Below are 16,139 nucleotides of genomic sequence, written 5' to 3'. Positions count from 1 at the left end.
CCGGGCCTGTTAATGGAGCTCCTTCGGCGAGTTGAGCAAGCACTACTACGGGCAACCCATCGCCAACGCCACGACCATGAAGGTGATCGGGGCCTACGGCAAGGGCACTGCGGCACGACCTCCGCGTGACATCGACATGTTGTTCGTGATGCCGGCCGAGGGCACCGCCTGCTCCACGGACGTGATCAGCGACGGCTTCACGCACCGCTGTAGCAACAACTGCAACAGGGTGTAGCCCCTCGGCTGTCCCAGATCGCGGATGGGCCGGGTGGCACTGACGAACCATCTTTCTTCACCGGCGTGGCACGTCCGATCGATCTCCTAAATGACAGACCGTGAGCGAGCGAAGCAAGCGCCGGACAGAACGGTCACAACGTATCGGGACCAGAGAGCGTCTGAATAGCTGAACCACTGGTGGCCACTGGGGCCGCCCAGTCGTATCTCGGAAGTCGTGTAGGGATCTCCGGCTCGGGGAAGACACCGGCCAACGGAGACAACGCATAGGGGGATGCACATGCCAGGGGCGACGCCAACGGCGTCACCGGCATGCCGAACCCGGTGACCAACCGCCCCACCTGGGCTGAGTCGAGCGACCTCCCAACAGCACGGACGACCACCGCTCGACCAGCGCCAGGCTCCTCGGCACGACCCTGGCGGGTTCGTCGCGGACCTCGCCATCGCGCCTCCGGAAGGCCCTCATCCCGTGCTGCCCGACCTCTCAGCGGTTCCATCCTGGGCCGCCGCCTGCCTCGTCGCCCTGACCACCGTCACCACCACGCTCGTCACGCTGGCGCGCACCCTCGTCCGCGCCCTCCCCCAGACCGCCCCGGCGCGGCTGGAGTGGTGGCGTGAGCTGCTCCGCTACCGCCTCACGGTTCGCGAACTCAAGGAAGCCCGCCGAGCGAACCGACGCCGCACCCACAACACCCGGATATCCAACGGTGATACGGACAGTGTCCGTGCAGGGGACGGCCAGCGCGAGAGCGCCGACCCGTGAGGGAAGGTGCGGCGGGCCTCAGTTGGCGACTGGGATGTCCGTTCGACGGACGCCCTGGTCGTCTTCAACCCCGGCCGGCAGGGTCAGCCACCGAACCGCACCCGCGGCACCTCCGGCACGTCCACCTCGTATGGGACCGTCCACGGGTCGAAACCCTCTCGACGGCAGGAGAGGACCAGGCGCATCGGCAGATTGAGCCACTTGTCGCGCCATCGTTCCTCCCGGTCGTCGCCCTCCCACCAGAACGGTGAGCGCGTGCGCTCCAACGCGAACGGCCGCCCCCTGCCCACGGCGAGAGCGAACGGGACGACCGTATGCCCGTTCCGGTCCGCGCCGTCGGAGCCAGGCACGAACCGCAGCGGCCCCCACACCTGGGCGGCCACCTGCTCCTCGGTCGGTCCCCCAGCGAGTCGGGGCGTGTAGTCCATGTCATCGCTCTGCGCGACCTCGACTCGGATCTCGTCGAGATGGCAGAGCGGAAGCGGGCCGACGAGCCGCACGCTGAGCGTCGCCCGGTCGCCCTCGCCCATCTCGATCCGCACGCTGAACTGCGGCAGCAGGTCAGCGTGCCAACGGTCCCGTTCGATGCGCGCGACCGCGTCCGCGGTGGCGTTCGCACGGCGCGCCGCCAGCCACGCTCCCCCGGTAGCGATCGCGCTGAAGACGGCCGTTGACCCGGCGATGATGGAAGCCCAGGGTGTTCCCATGAGGCGGGAGCGTAGCGGGAGTTGCCGAAACCGGATGCCGTGACTTCGGCAAGCGCATCGTTTGACGAGCTCAGGAATGCTTCGTCGGGCGGAGCGGTCGGCCACTCGCCAGTAGTGCTTTAGATGGCCTCACGGAGGAGATCCGCGTGGCGGGCGTACTCCTCGATCACGTGCACAAGGACGAACCGCACATCGGTGTCACCGAATTCCGGTTCGGAACGATGCACTCGAAGTCGACAGTCACCCTGGCAAACACCTGACGAGACTCCGCCCAACTCGGGACAGTCCGGAGCCTCCGCCGATCCCGGATCGCTGCATCCGGCAGTTGTTCTAGGCCATCGGCCCGGCCAACGTGGAACACAAACGTGCGGCAAAGGCATCCTGGTAACAACCTCCTGATTCGGCCGGGCGAGTGAGGCGTCGCGAGCGACCATGGAAGGCTGGAGTTCCTCGACGGCGCCAATCTGGTCCACCCGTTCAAGGAGCACTGGAACCTTGACGTCATGCCCGGACCGGTACCGCCGAAGCGGCACCCGCGTTAGGCGTCGTGGCTGTCGATAGAGACATCGGCGCGGGTCAAGTACGGACATAGAGCTCGTGCCGTTCACTACCTGACCTCGAACAATCGATGACCCCACATCGCAGTACGCGTGGTCATATCCGCCTCTTTTGGTCCCGCGCGATGTCAGACTCCTCGGTGGGGAAAGGGGTATGCCATGGGGTTCGGGTTCCGAGTCGGGGTTCCTGGGATGAGCGTGCGCGTTTCGACACGTGGGGTACGTACCTCCATCGGCCCGCGGGCGGCGAGGCTCAGCGTGGGCACAGGCGGGGCCCGGATGTCGTCGGGGCTCGGGCCCTTCTACGCCTCAAGTTCCCTGAGCGGAAACCGACGGCGAACGACCACGCGGCGATCTTCACGTCCTCGAACCGTCGTGCCTTCCGCTGCCCAACTCCACCGAGCCCGCCGCCAGGCGGAACGAGCACGGCAGGACGCCGAGCGAAATGCGGCCATCGCTCAACTACGTGCGCTGCGGGAGCAGATGACCAGCGTCCATTTGCAGTCGTTCCCCGCGGCTCACGCACCAGCGATCCCTGAGGTACCTCAGCTGGGTCTGCCCTGGGCGCTGGCCGAGGCCCAGACGTTCCATCTACAGGGGGTGGGGCGGCTGGCCCGCGCCGAGCGGGCCGCGGCCAAGCAGCGCGCCCAACAGGATGCGCCCACGTATCTGGCCGCAGAGTCGGCACGTCTGGCGGCGGTATGCGGCCAACTGGCCGGCGAGGCCCAGCAGTGGTGGCAGGCCCTGGTCGCCAACGACGAGGAAACGGTCTGCGAGGCGGTGAACGCGGCCTTTTCCGACAACCCGGCCGCGGGCTGCGCCGTCGGCGTGGACGGTTCGGTGCTGTCGGTGGTGATGCGTCAGCAGGACCTCGACTCCCTGCCCACCCAGACAGCCGGTCTGACGCCCGGCGGGCGCCCGACCCTCAAGAACCTCACCAAGCGCGACCGGTTGCTGTGGTGGCTCACGGCCATGGGCTCCAACATCGTCGCCACGCTCAAGGAGGGCTTCGCCACCGCGCCCGGCATCACGGCCATCGACCTCGCCGTCCTGACTCGCCTCCCGGATACGCAGCGCCTCGGATTCGTGGCGTACGGCCGCTGGACGCGCCAGGCGATCGAATCCACGCCCTGGCGGAACGCCGAGGACGCCCTGCGCTTCCTGGACATCGGCCAAGACGTCGCCTGCTCGGTCACGACCACCGCGTCGGGCAACCTGTCCAGCGCGATCAAGCCGCTGGACACCACTCGTCTGACCGGTCTCCAGGAACTGCTGGACCATGCCCAGGACGAACCCGACGCGGGCGAGCCCTCGCTCGCCGACCTCGACATCAGCCTCGGCGCCAACTCCCGCCCCGACGGCGGGAACCCGGTCGTCGACCCGTATCGGATCAGGTCCTTCGCCGAGTGGAGGCAGGAGACGTGTTCAGCACCGCCTCCGATGCCGTCCGCACCGCCGGCTGTCCCGACCGCGCTGATCCCCGGCCAGACCCTCGCGCTGCCCGAAGAAGCCTGGGACGGACTCCACATCGCCTTCGGATTCGCGGGGGCGGATGCCGATCTCACTCTCTTCCTCACCAGGGACGACGGCCGTGTCGCCGGCGACGAGGACTTCGTCTTCTACAACCAGCCATCCGCCGCCGACTGCGCCGCGCGCCTGCTCGGCAAGGGGCCCGAGGGACCACACACCGTCGAACGCGCCACCGTCCACCTGTCGGCTCTGCCCGAATCGGTCCGGCGCGTGGCGATCGCCGTCAACATGGACGTCGACACAGGACTCACCTGCGGCTCCCTCACCTACGCCGCCTTGCACATGACCTGCACGACAGGAGCGACCTGGACCTTCCAGCCGCCCTCCGACCCAAACATCCGGGCCATGGTCGTCGCCGAGCTGTACCGCCACACCGTCGACGGCCGCCCCGCCTGGAAACTACGCGCCGTCGGCCAGGGCTGGGCAGACGGCCTCAACGGCCTCGCCCGCGCCCACGGAGTCGACGTCGACTGACCATCAGGGTCCAGAGTTACACCTCGGGCGCCTCAGTCCGCCTAGCGGACGCGACCGATGACAGACCACAGCTCGCGAACGTGAGAGTGACGTGACCGGTAGTCCGGTATCTCCAAAACCAGCGGCCAGGGCAGGCGCCTTCTAACCTCGATCTTTCGTGACGGTCTGCCGACGGAGTCGGCAGACCGTTTCGCGTTCCGTGGCTGCTTGAGGGCGGGCCGGCGGCCCGACCGTCGTGTCGGGTGGGCTCCGGGTTCCACTGCTCCGGAGACGGATGGTCCTGCTTGTAGGGACGGGAAAGCTACTGGTCAGACTGGGTTGGGCAGTTGGTCGAGCCGTTCGAGGGCGTCGGTGACGATATGGGTCCAGGGCCAGTGGCGGGCGAGGCGGAGGATCCGGCGGCGGCCGGTGGTGACGAGCTGGCCGGCCGGGCTGAACAGGCGGAGTCGCAGGCGGCGGGGTTCCCAGAGCCGGGTCTTGCCGTTCAGTGCAAGCATCGGCATCCAGGCCAGCAGGTCGAGTGCGATCTGCACGATCTCCAGCCAGACCCTGTTCTGCGCGGTGTCGTGCAGGGGCAGGTTCCGCAGGCCGGTCGCACGGGCGGCCCGGATGCGGTCCTCGGCCCGTGCCCGCAGGCGGTGGCGGAGTTCGAGCCCGGCGATGGGCCGGCCGGTGGTGTTGGTGGCGAAACAGGTGATCCGCATGCCGTCGGCGTCCGTGATCCTCAACTGGGCACCGGGGTGCGGTCGTTCCTTCCGGACGATCAGCCGCATGCCCTTCGGCCAGCCGTCGAGCATGTTGCCGGTGAGTTCGGCGACCCAGGCCCCGTCACGGATCTCTCCGTCGGGCTCGACGGCCGGGGTCCATGCCGCAGGCGGCACCTTGAGAACGGCCTGGTGGATTGCGTCGGTGATGGTCATGCCGACCGAATACGACAGCCACCGGCCGCGTTTGGTGAGCCAGGCCACGAACTCGTGAGTGCCGCCCGCGGAGTCGGTGCGGATCAGGGTCCGGCGCCCACGTCGATAGGACTTGGGCAGCTGGGCCAGGGCCAGTTGGGTGGTGGTGATGTGATCGGCGGCGGTGTTGCTGCCCGCGTTCCCGGGCCTGAGCAGAGCGGCAACCGGCTCGCCGGACCCGCCCGTGCCGTGGTCGACGAAGGCCATCAGCGGGTGGTGGCCGAAGGTCTTCTTCCAGGTCGCAGCCGTGTCTTCCTTGTCGGAGTGCGCGATCACCAGGACGCCGTCCAGGTCCACGGTCACAGAACCGGTCGCATCCGGCGCCGTCTGCCCGGCCACCTTCCACACATGCTGACGCACTTGGGACCGGGCACTGCGGATCGCGTTCAAGGCGCGTTGGCCGCCCGCTGCGAGCGTGTCGATCAGCCGGGAGACCGTCGGGTCCGAGGCTACCGGCCCGAACACGGCCGGCTCGGCCCGCAGCATGCCGACATCGGCCAGGCAGTCGCCGCCCAGGGCGACCGCGAGCGCCACATCCAGCAGGATCTTGCCGGGATCGTGCACCGCCCGCAGCTTGCGCCAGGGTGCCAGAGCCCCCGATATCGCAGTATCCAGGCCCGTCTTGCGGACCGTCTCCACCAGCAGCACGGCCCCGGCCTGCGAGACCACTCCACGACCACTGCCCTCAACGCCGACACGCGGGTACGACCCGATACGCTTCTTCACCTGAGAAGTGCTTCTTTCCACGGCACGATCTGGACCCTCGACAAGTCCTATCGTTCCAGGTCAGGAGCACTTCTCGCGTTTCTGATCAAGCCTCGGACAGACCACCTTGTGTAGGGTCGGGGGCTGGCGCGGTGGCGTAGTACGTACGCTCCGTTTCCAGCCCCCGCCGCATCGAACCGTGCGTGCGGTTCTCCCGCACACGGCTCACCGACGCCGTTCACCACCGGCATTCGGCCTGCCCCGCCAGTCCCGGAAGGGTCTGGGTGCAACAACGGTTCCGTGCAGGGCGATCAGTCCCAGGGAGTCTTGGGCGGCGAAGGCAACCACCGCCCAGCCGAACTTCCTGGTGCGCCGGTGCTTCTTGGCGAGGAACCCGCCGATCCGCATCCGCGCGTACGAGCCGATCTGGTCAAAGACATGGGCCGAGTTCCCGAACCGGAAATACGCGGCCCATCCGTGCAGGAACGCGTTCACGTCCTCCACGATCACCTTGACCGGCCGCAACAGCCTGCGTCGGTCCGTGAGTTCACGGATCCGGTCGCGGGCGTGCTGCATCGCCCTTGTCGAGGGCCAGCGGGCGAGGAAGGCAACCGGACGCCGATTGCCGCGCGGCCGGGACTCCACCCACCGATGGTGGAAACCGAGGAAGTCGAACCCCTCGCCGTCCACCCGCAGGTGCACAATCCTGGTCTTGGCCGCCTTCGGCTCCAGGCCGAGTTCGGCCAGCAGGCCCTTCAGCCGCTCCAGAGCGGCTTCGGCCTGCGCGCGGCTGGCGCACATCACCACCACATCGTCGGCATAACGCACCAGCACCCCGTGATCCCGTGTCGTCCACGCCCGGTCCAGCCGGTGCAGATAGACATTGGCCAGCAGCGGGGAGATCACGCCCCCAACGCAATGGGCAACTTCTGCTTCGAGGTGACGCTCGGCTACCGGCGCTTGGAACTCCTCCCTCGCGCGGAGGGTAAGGAGCGTCGCAATGGGTAGTAGGTTTGTGACATGGTGCGTGGTGATCGTGTCGATAGCGTCGAGTACGCCCGGCGGGTCAACGCCGCCGCGGATCTGGTCGGGGCGGGTGTGCCCGTGGCCGCAGCCGCCCGCACGTTGGCGAGCAGGTACGGGGTGTCGGTGCGTCAGGCACGCCGGTATCTGGAGCAGGCCATGGCTGCTGGACGGGTCGAAGTCCCCGAGTCGAGCGTGGTGTTCACCGTCAAGCTGCCCGGCTCGCTGGCCGGGCAGATCCGTGCTTGTGCTCACGCGAGTGACCGGGCCATCTCCGCGGTGGTGGCCCAGGCCCTGGCCGAGTTCCTGGAGCGGGGTACCCCGGAGGGCCGGCCTCGCAGGTGAGCGGCCGGCTGGTGGAGACGGAGGCGGTCTTCGACCGTCATGCGGCGGCGGACTTGTCCGCGGCCTACGCGGTGTTGGTGCCGCAGCGCCGGGCCCGGGTGCGGGCCGGCCCCGATCAGGCAGGAGGAGCCGGTGACCAGCGCGGCGATCTACGCCCGGGTGTCGTCCGCCCGGCAGAAGAAGGACCAGACGATCGGCTCGCAGACCGCGGCCCTGCGGGCACACGCCGCCGGACAGCGGCTTGAGCTGCCCGAGGAGTGGGTGTTCGAGGACGAGGGGCACTCCGGGGCGACGTTGGTGCGGCCCGCGCTGGAGCGGCTGCGGGACCTGGTCGCCCAGGTCGGCGTGGATGTGGTGCTGTGTTACGCACCCGACCGCCTGGCCCGCAAGTTCGCCTACCAGGCCCTGCTGATCGAGGAGTTCGCTCGGGCGGGCACCCGGGTGGAGTTCGTACGGGGCCCGCGCGGCGACACTCCCGAGGACCAGCTGATGGTCCAGTTCCAGGGCATGTTCGCCGAGTACGAGAAGGCCCAGCTGATGGAACGCTACCGGCGGGGGAAGACCTACCGGGCACGCTCGGGGTCCATCAACGTGCTGGGCGGCGCCCCGTTCGGCTACCGATACCTGCGCAAGACCCCTGATTGCGGGGCCACTTACGAGATCGTCGAGTCCGAGGCGGCGCTGGTGGTGGAGCTGTTCCGCCGCTACACCGACGACGGAGCCTCCATCGCGGACCTGACCCGCTGGCTCACCAGCAGCAGCACCCCCACCCGCACCGGGAAGACCCGCTGGGACCGCAGCGTGGTCTGGGGCATGCTCCGCAACCCCGTCTACCAAGGTCAGGCCGCCTTCGGCAAGACCCGGACCGTCCACGAGTCCCCGGGGCTGAACCGCCGAGCGAGGCTGGAGGGCCGCACCACCCCACGCGCCGTCAAGTACGAGGACCGGCCCCGCGAGGAGTGGATCACCATCCCCGTCCCCGCGCTCGTCAGCCCGGCCACCTTCGAACGGGCCGCCCAGCGGCTCGCCGACAACAAGCGCTTCGCCTCGCGCAACAGCAAGGTCCCCTCCCTGCTCCAGGGACTGTCGGCCTGCGTGAACTGCGGATACGGCTACTACCGCACCTCGACCACCACCTCCTCAGGCAAGAAGATCTACTACTACCGGTGCCTGGGCTCCGACGACTACCGCTACGAGGGAGGCCGGGTCTGCACCAACAAGCCCGTCCGCGCCGACTACCTCGACACCGTCGTCTGGGACCACATCATCGGCCTGATCGCCGACCCGCACCTGATCCGGTCCGAGATCGACAAGCGGCTCGACCGCGCCCGCACTTCCGACCCCGCCACCCGCCAGCGCAGCCGTCTCGAACTGGCCCTGGCCAAGGCCACGGCAGCGATCACCCGCATGATCGAAGCGTTCCAGGAACAGCTGGTCACCATTGATGAACTGCGGGCCCGGATGCCCGGCCTGCGGGCCCGGGAAGGCAACCTGCGCGGCCAACTCGACGCGCTGGACGCCCAGCTCGCCGACCGTGATGCCTACCTCAAGCTCGCCGACGACCTCGAAGGCTTCCTCGCCCAGCTCCGTGACAACGCCCAGACAGCCGAGATCCCCGAGCGCCAGCGCGTCCTGCGGCTCCTCGTCAAGGACGTCCTCGTCGGCCCCGAGAAGATCACCATCCGGCACCGCATCCCCGTCCGTGAGCATGCCGCCGACGACGAGCATCAAGATCGAGACGCTACGGAGGGTGACTCATGCCCGAGTTACCTATTGCGTTGGGGGCGTGATGACCCCGCCCTGGGGAGTGCCGGACACCGGCCGACGGACCTGCCCGTCCTCCATGACCCCGGCCGGCAACATCGCGCGCAGGAGCTTGAGGACCGACCGATCGCAGACGCGTTCCTCGACCGCCTGCATCAACTTCTCATGACCAATCGCCTCAAAGCAGTTGGCGATATCCGTCTCCACCACCCAACGCCTGCCCCGCCACGCCTCATCCACGAGGACCTGGAGGGCATCGTGTGCTCCGCGCTTCGGCCGGAACCCGAACGAGCACGAAAGCATGTCGGCCTCGAAGACCGGCTCGAGCACGATCTTCAACGCGGCCTGCACGATCCGGTCGCGAACCGAAGGAATCGACAACGGCCTCTGCTCCGCCACGCCGGGCTTCGGAATGAACACCCGGCGCGCGGGCAACGGCCGCCAGCGGCCTTCCCGCAGTTCCGCGGCCAGCTCACCAAGGAGACGGTCAACGCCGTACTCCTCAACTTCAGCCAGAGTGGTGGCGTCAATGCCCGGCGCGCCGCTATTACGACGCACCGTCACCCACGCGCGCCTCAGGACGTCCCTGCGGTGGACCTTGTCCCCCAGCGCGTGGAACCGCCGTCCGGGACCGGCCTTGGCCGCCCGGTAGAGCGCATGCTGCAAGGCTCGGACCGGATCCAGCTTCAGGGATCCCGACGTGGTGGAACCAGCCGAAACGGCACTCACCAAGTCCCTCCAGACAACCTGCACATCGACGAAGCAGCGGCCCTTCCCTGGCCGGCGGTTGTGTTGTCCGCCGGCTCGTCGCGGTACTACGGCCGCCTCCGACGCCCACCCGGCCCGCGCCCACTTCCCGGGGATCACCCGGTTATAGGACGCGCAGCTTCCGGCAGCACCTGTCCGCAGGCCGCCGGGCCGGGGAGGGCCTCCCCAGTTCCCGCTGTCACCGTCGCAACGTTCCATGCCCCATACGCCGGAGAGTCCCTCACGGCTGCATCTCCAGGATCTTCGCCGCTTCCATGGCCTTCGCCCTGATTTCGGGGGCTCGGCACTCCCTGTCCCCGCCCCGAGAGGCGGGCCTCTAACGACGCCGCAGGCTTCGCGTGATGCTACGGACCGCTGCTTTGCTCCCCCTTACAGGGCTTTCGACACTGGGCTTCGACGCCGGGCGTTTCCCCCCGACGCCGCCAGTCTGCTACCGGGCCTCCTGGCAGCTACCCGGACCGGACTTCCACCGGCAGGCGACAACGAGCTTACGACTCAAGATCCGCTACATCACGAAGACCTCCGAGTCTGCTGGGCGCGCGAAATGCCGAGGCTAGGGGCAGTCCGCGACCTCAACGCCAGCGCTGGGAAGTCGAAAAACGGGCCACCCGCGACCGCAGCACTTCCCGCTAGCCCTCAGTGACTCATAACAGCGGGATCTTCCGACGAGGAAGGCGAACGGTAGATCGCCCCAGCTCAGCGTCCGATTGTGCGGCATCTCTGCAGGTCAGCGCCACCGAGTAGACGACTTCAAGACCAACTGGTGCCCGTGTCTTCGCGTGGCGCGAGAAGCCCTCGAAGACGTTCCAAGGCGCGATCATCGGGACGGGCGTCCTCCAAGGCCGTGAGCAAAGCCCGCCGGGCTGCCGGACCGCCCCCGCCATAGAGGTACCGGGCGATCTCCCGTAGGTGGTCGCGTGCCACGTTGAGGTCCGCGATGGGGAGCAGACCGACCGAACCCATACGGCGACGCATGTCTTGCAGGATCCCCTCGCGGAAACCATGGCTGCCCATGTCCTGTAGGGCTTCCAACGCCTCGGTCAGTTCTAGCTCCGCCTCGACGAGGGCGGGATCGGACGTCACAACGTCCCCGGCAAGGATGCCGACGACCTCATCGAGATTGGCCGGCGTCCACGTCGCGGCAAGGCACTGGGCGCGAGCCGCAATCAGTGCGGATCGAAGATTCAAACGGGTGGGGAAATCGGCTGCCAGGATCTTAAGTTGGGCGACCGCCTCCGGAGTACCCCGCCGACTCAACGTCGCGGGCAGTGACTCGCGCCAGTCCAGAGCCTCCATCTCAGGAGTCATCGTGTACACACCGAGCGGACGGCTGCTCCCTTCCTGGGAGAAGACTGTGCTGAGCCACCGGTACAGCGTGCTCAGTCCTGCTTCGTCCGCGCAGACCTCGACATGCCCGCGCTCAGAGCGCCCGGCGCATTTCAGCGCGAGGGCTCGGCTGAAACGATCGGATGCATCGATCAGCCACTTCAGTCTTGGCCATGCCTCGAAACCATCGGCCTCCAGGAGCAACACGGCGGCAAGCGCGGGAAGATCGAGGTCCATGTCGACGCCGCTCTGCTCCACGGCTGACAGGGCCGACTCGGCAACCAACCGTGCGAGGGCGTTGTCCACGGTGAGTAGGCGGGTGAGGAGGCTGGACCATGTCTGGACCAACGCCGATCGACCGTTCTCCTTCTCAAACGCCTCCGCCGAAACGGACCACGCATCCGCAGCAGGGGCCGAGCCGAAGTCGGGAATCAATGCCGCGGAGAGCGCAGCCAAAGAGTTCTCCCACATTTCGGTGACGACCGAGGACCAGTTCGCCTCCACACACTCCAGCACTAGCGGCTGACAGCCTTCGTTCAGTTGCGCTCTCGCAGCCACAGCTATCGAACGAGTAATTCCCTGCGCGTCGTTGACCAGCGCTCGCTGCAGCAGCAGACCCCACATTGTGGACGCGGTCAAATGCCGGGGGTCGGCGATCGCGCCGGACCAAGCGCTCCAGCGATCGGCCTCGAGGTCGTCCAACCGGCCCTCGCGGTCGAGCAGAAGCAGCGCAAGCACACCAGCCCAGGCACGCATGTCCTGCTTGCCCAGACCGAGCCACTCATCGGCATGATCGTGCTCACGGCGCAGGAACTCCAGAGCGCAATCGGGGAGCTGGGCGAGTTCATCCGCCGTGAATACGGAATACCCGGGCCAGTCGCTGATTTCGCCGTCGAAGCGGTACTTCCCTTTGCCCGTATTCGGATCGAACTGCATGTTCCAGAGCAGTAACCAGAAACTGTCAGTGTCGTGCTGGCGGACCCGGTCCAGACGCTTCCGCTGCTCCGCGATTAGCTTGGCCTTGTCGGGCCAGGGCTCCGGAGAGGCGGCCCGGTGGTTCATGCGCCATGCCTTGGCCAGATCGCTGTCGATCTCGATCGGCTCGTAGAACCAGCTCAGGTACGGCCAAGCCGGGTTGTCCTGGTTCTCATAGGCGAGTTCGAAGTTCTCTCCGCTCTGCGGAGAGAACAGGACCCCCGTAAGCCGGGCGTACGCGTCCGCGAGTCCAGGAATCTCGGCGAAGTCGGCCGCACTCTTCAACGCCCAGGGAAAGTCACCTGCGTCGAGCAGCATTTGACGATCACCGTGAGGGTCGTGCTCCTCTCCGAACCCCCTGCGGCGGGGCTCCCATTCACGCACGACGAGCCACGCGAAATAGTTCATGGCCTGTCCCTCGCTCAGGCCGTGGACGAGCAATGCGTGGGAAAGCGCGCGTCGCAGCTTCCGAACCGCGATCGGCTCCAGCCCGTCCGATGTCACCGGGTTGAGAGCGTGTGGAAACTCCACCTTCTCGTGACTCAGCATGTGTTCGGTGATGATCCGGGCCAGGTAAGGAAGCATCGACTCGGCGTCGGGAACGCTCAGCGCCCGGTCGACTGTGTCCGATACGAGCCTGCCCTCCGCGAACCCATTCATCTGGCTGCGGGTCCCGGCTGCGTCCTCCTGCACAACCCGCGCCAACCAGGTCACGAGTCGGTGCACTTCCGCCTCGGGACAAACTGCAGGCAGGGCCGCGACGAAGTGCTCGTACGTCCCGTACCGGTCGCCGCTCGGTGGCTCGATCAGCGTGTCGAGCATTGCCGCCGTATCGAGGTATCGAGGCCAGAGCAGGGTCAACAGAACGCCTCTGAGGCCAAGGCCCGGGTCCATCCCGCTTCCCGGTTCGAGCGCTGTCAGCACTTCGTTCAAGGCTGGTGCGGTCAAGGTCTCGTCACATACGAAGGCGGCCTTGGCGGCGTGCGCGCGATTGCTGGCAGGCCACCGAGGGTCTGCCGCCACCTTCAGCAGCAGCGGTGCCAGGTCCGGTGAGGGACACTGCTCCGCGAGCCTCAGCGCCACCTCGACCTTCGCCCGGGTCTCCCAGTCCTCGAAATCCGCAGGATCCAGCGTGAGCACCGGAGCGAGCTGACGGCCCAGACCAGGGTGTCCGAGCACCCAGCGGGTCAGCTGCCACCGGGCCTCACCGAATTCGACATCGGCGGCCCTCTCCAGCAAGCGACGGACGATCAGTTCCCTGATGCTGTCGGCATCGACAAGTCCGCTGTGCATCGTCAGGCTCTCCGGGTCCGCCGAGGCGAGCCACTGAGTGCGGTCGGGAGCCAGAGCAACCAGCCAAGCGGCTGTTTCCCGGAGCGACACGGGGATGCCCGCCGTTTCCTGGTCCGGCGCTCCGACCAGGAACAGACGGCGAAGTGCGGCGTCGGGGACGGAGCGGGAGATGAGGTGCTGAGCGGCGAGGAAGGCAGCGAGCGACGAATGCCTGAAAGCGGATCTATGGTTTCCGCTCGCCGTGAATAGCCCCGTGGAAAGCACTTCTTCGACGACGGTCGCAGTCACTTCGAAAGGCTGACAGCCCGAGGTCCGTTCGGTGCCTCCGGCGAGGGTTCCGACGTCCAGGTCGGTCGTGCTCGGTCGCCCTGTTCTCAGATTCCCCCGCCACAGGGTGCGTCGGCCTGACAACACGAGTCTTGCGGCGATGCGGCCCGCGACTTCCAGACGCTGCTGCCATGTCGTTGCCTGCACAGGCATGGGGAGACGGTAGAGGTCGTACTCCTGGGACAGCAGCCGGACGCTGTCCTCGAACAGCTCCTTGGTGCTGCCCTTGAGGCTGCCGCTGACCCGGTACTCGCGCACAATGAGTTCCAAAGTCAGAGGCACACTCGCAAGGGCTCCGGCACGCCGGGCGACAAGCTCGGAGATCAGTTGCTCCCCGTGGACGCCGGCGCTGTCGACCAGCGCCATCGCGTCGGCTTGCGATAGCGGAGCGAGGTCAACCAGAGAGCACTTACGGAAGGCGTCGTTCAGGACACGAGTCAGATCAGGTGGGTAGTCACCCGTACGACAGGCGACCAGCAGTTTCAGTTTCCCGACGTCCTTGTTCCTCAGGCCCAGCTTGAGGTAGGTAGGCAGATTGCGGCAGATCTCGCTCTCATCGGCCTGGTCGATCACCACCGTCACACTTCCAGTGCTTGGCGATGGGTTCTGCCCCACGGTCACGCTCGGCAGCCGGGCGAGGTGCTGGCCCAGGACCATGTCCCAGGTGGCCGCTGTCAGGTCCGGGCCATCGACCCACACACAACAGTCCGCGCCTTCAACAAGAGTCGGGGCGTCCCACATCGGCAGCCCCTGCACCAGAGACCTGAACACCGTGCTCTTTCCTGCACCGGGCTCGCCCAGCAGTACCGTCGCTCCTTCACGCGACACGTCGCTCGGGACGACGAGCGCCCCTGGCACGGCATCGGTCCCAGGGGGTGCCACCATGTGCTCGCCGCTCAGGAATCCATCGCTATCGAGCGGAAACAGGTCCCCGTCGAGGGAGGTGTCAGCTCGTACGCGGCACAGGCGCGGGACTTGTACCGTGAAAACCTCGTTCGTCATGGCACCAACCGGCCCAACCGCTCCAGGGCCGCGTCGTCGGGACGGGCGAACTCAAGAGCGGTGTATACAGCCATGTGCGCGGCCAAAGGATCCCGGTAGTCGTTCATCCGTCGGACGATCTCGCGCACATGATCACGGGCCATGGGTAGTTCCGCGGCCATGAACGCATGCGGCAGGCCGAGTACTTGCCCCATGTCGGAGAGAAGGGCCTGCCGAAAATCAGCCTTGGACATGTCTCCGAAGGCCATCAGAGCGTTCACCCACTCGGTGTCCGTGGATGATGGCTTGTCCGTATCAGTCGCGGGTCCAATGGCCCGGCTCGAACGTGAATCGGCACGTCCATCGGTGTCCGGCAGCAGTTCACAAATCAGGGCCGCCGCCGCGGCGGCGGCATGTGCAGACGCACGGTGCTGTGAACCGGACGCGTCGTCACTTCTCTTGTCCGGGTCAGCGTGGTCGCTGATGCCACGGAGCGTGAGGATCTGGAGTCCCTCGGACAGAGCCGCAGCTCGGGCGACACCAGCCGATTCCATCTCGATGGCCAAGGAGTCCTCGTAGTTGGACATGATCTGGGTACGCAAGGGTGTATCCGAGGAGTTCAAAACCACCTCGCCGGCGATGACGGGTTCGAAGTGGACACGCGGGCCGGCTCCCTTCCAGGTCTCACGCACATCGTCAGGAACCCACGTGTGCCAGGTCTCCGTGCAAAGCGCCGTACCGGCCGCCTGTTCCAGTCTGTGCGACACGGCGCCCGGCGCCGGGCGCGCGCGGAAACCTCCGGGCGCTTCTTTCCCCGGGTGGAGATGGTGGACCTTCGTCGGCACGATTACGTCTCCGAGCGCGACTGACGGTTTCAGACCGCCCGCGACGCCGACGAAGAGCAATGCCTGCGGATTCAGCCACTGGCGGACCCGCTCGCTGAGGGCAGCGGCGCCCAGGTTGCCAGCACCGATTCGGGCGACGGCGATGGTTCCGCTTGCCCCCGGTAAAGTCCCCGCCACACAACGAGTGCCCTCCGGATGAACCAGCGTCGATCGGTCGTGGAGCAACGCCAACACCGCCTGGAACTCGACCGGCAGAGCAGTCAGGATCACTACGTCTGCGCTCGGACCCATGTCCCCCACCTCGGCCACGGTGAACAGTTCTCGGCAACACTAGCTTGGCCTGGGCATGTGGCACTGCTCAGACGGATGGCAGCGACGCGGCCGGTGGGCTCGGAATTTAATTCTCGGGACGAGGCGTCAAGAGGCACGGAATCCCGAGGGCTGAGGGCGCGACCGTGTGACCTGCCGAGGCGGGTACCGCCTGCGCAGGGCCTGGCGCGCAGCTCGGCATGTAATTCCTACCAACGTGGGGCTTCGGCAACCTGGACGAACGGCTCCGCGAC

General features: G+C 67.2%; 10 protein-coding genes and 1 pseudogene. 5 read left to right on the top strand and 6 right to left on the bottom strand.

What is annotated here, in order from left to right; genetic code table 11:
* Positions 1–31: 31 nt before the first annotated feature.
* Both ACIQBL_RS08370 and ACIQBL_RS08365 read left to right on the top strand, forming a co-directional pair.
* The gene (locus ACIQBL_RS08370; protein ID WP_401938281.1) at positions 32–235 is read left to right on the top strand and encodes a hypothetical protein; all 204 of its coding nucleotides are present in this window, start codon (positions 32–34) and stop codon (positions 233–235) included.
* A 468-nt stretch (positions 236–703) separates the two neighbouring features.
* Positions 704–997 (top strand): hypothetical protein, encoded by a 294-nt coding sequence (locus ACIQBL_RS08365; protein ID WP_401938279.1) that lies wholly within the window; start codon positions 704–706, stop codon positions 995–997.
* 83 nt (positions 998–1,080) lie between these two features.
* On the opposite strand, the gene ACIQBL_RS08360 is transcribed toward ACIQBL_RS08365, so the two are convergent.
* Positions 1,081–1,704 (bottom strand): hypothetical protein, encoded by a 624-nt coding sequence (locus tag ACIQBL_RS08360; RefSeq protein WP_401938277.1) that lies wholly within the window; start codon positions 1,702–1,704, stop codon positions 1,081–1,083.
* Positions 1,705–2,744: 1,040 nt separating this feature from the next.
* Between ACIQBL_RS08360 and ACIQBL_RS08355 the strand changes: the two genes are divergently transcribed.
* Positions 2,745–4,265, top strand: a complete 1,521-nt coding sequence (locus ACIQBL_RS08355; protein ID WP_401938276.1) for a TerD family protein — start codon at positions 2,745–2,747, stop codon at positions 4,263–4,265.
* 308 nt (positions 4,266–4,573) lie between these two features.
* Here the strand turns inward: ACIQBL_RS08355 and ACIQBL_RS08350 are convergent, their stop codons facing one another.
* The gene (locus ACIQBL_RS08350) at positions 4,574–5,950 is read right to left on the bottom strand and encodes an IS1380 family transposase (protein WP_401938273.1); all 1,377 of its coding nucleotides are present in this window, start codon (positions 5,948–5,950) and stop codon (positions 4,574–4,576) included.
* A gap of 204 nt (positions 5,951–6,154) precedes the next feature.
* Positions 6,155–6,835: a group II intron maturase-specific domain-containing protein gene (locus tag ACIQBL_RS08345; RefSeq protein ID WP_401938271.1), complete on the bottom strand. Its 681-nt coding sequence runs from the start codon at positions 6,833–6,835 to the stop codon at positions 6,155–6,157.
* Positions 6,836–6,949: 114 nt separating this feature from the next.
* On the opposite strand from ACIQBL_RS08345, the gene ACIQBL_RS08340 reads away from it, so the two are divergent.
* Entirely contained in the window at positions 6,950–7,297 is a 348-nt protein-coding gene (locus ACIQBL_RS08340; protein ID WP_401938269.1) for a hypothetical protein, read from the top strand.
* Positions 7,298–7,336: 39 nt separating this feature from the next.
* Positions 7,337–8,551: pseudogene (locus ACIQBL_RS08335) on the top strand (recombinase family protein); the annotation flags it as partial.
* Between the two features lie 516 nt (positions 8,552–9,067).
* On the opposite strand, the gene ACIQBL_RS08330 reads toward ACIQBL_RS08335, so the two are convergent.
* From ACIQBL_RS08330 to ACIQBL_RS08320, 3 genes are all read right to left on the bottom strand, one after another.
* Complete coding sequence (locus tag ACIQBL_RS08330) at positions 9,068–10,027, bottom strand: reverse transcriptase domain-containing protein (protein ID WP_401938931.1); 960 nt, start codon at positions 10,025–10,027, stop codon at positions 9,068–9,070.
* A 552-nt stretch (positions 10,028–10,579) separates the two neighbouring features.
* Complete coding sequence (locus ACIQBL_RS08325) at positions 10,580–14,752, bottom strand: hypothetical protein (protein WP_401938266.1); 4,173 nt, start codon at positions 14,750–14,752, stop codon at positions 10,580–10,582.
* Positions 14,749–15,867, bottom strand: coding sequence for a hypothetical protein (locus ACIQBL_RS08320; protein WP_401938263.1), 1,119 nt, complete (start codon positions 15,865–15,867; stop codon positions 14,749–14,751). The genes ACIQBL_RS08325 and ACIQBL_RS08320 overlap by 4 nt, the downstream gene beginning before the upstream one ends.
* Between the last annotated feature and the right edge of the window lie 272 nt (positions 15,868–16,139).

Source organism: Streptomyces sp. NPDC088350 (genome assembly GCF_044753545.1).
Taxonomy (GTDB): Bacteria; Actinomycetota; Actinomycetes; order Streptomycetales; family Streptomycetaceae; genus Streptomyces.
This window is presented reverse-complemented; position numbering and strand designations above follow the sequence as displayed.

Excerpts from the sequence above, each read along its gene's own strand:
- ACIQBL_RS08360 (WP_401938277.1), bottom strand. The coding sequence starts at position 1,704 with ATGGGAACACCCTGGGCTTCCATCATCGCCGGGTCAACGGCCGTCTTC.
- ACIQBL_RS08355 (WP_401938276.1), top strand. The coding sequence starts at position 2,745 with ATGACCAGCGTCCATTTGCAGTCGTTCCCCGCGGCTCACGCACCAGCG.
- ACIQBL_RS08340 (WP_401938269.1), top strand. The coding sequence starts at position 6,950 with ATGGTGCGTGGTGATCGTGTCGATAGCGTCGAGTACGCCCGGCGGGTC.
- ACIQBL_RS08330 (WP_401938931.1), bottom strand. The coding sequence starts at position 10,027 with ATGGAACGTTGCGACGGTGACAGCGGGAACTGGGGAGGCCCTCCCCGG.
- ACIQBL_RS08325 (WP_401938266.1), bottom strand. The coding sequence starts at position 14,752 with ATGACGAACGAGGTTTTCACGGTACAAGTCCCGCGCCTGTGCCGCGTA.
- ACIQBL_RS08320 (WP_401938263.1), bottom strand. The coding sequence starts at position 15,867 with ATGGGTCCGAGCGCAGACGTAGTGATCCTGACTGCTCTGCCGGTCGAG.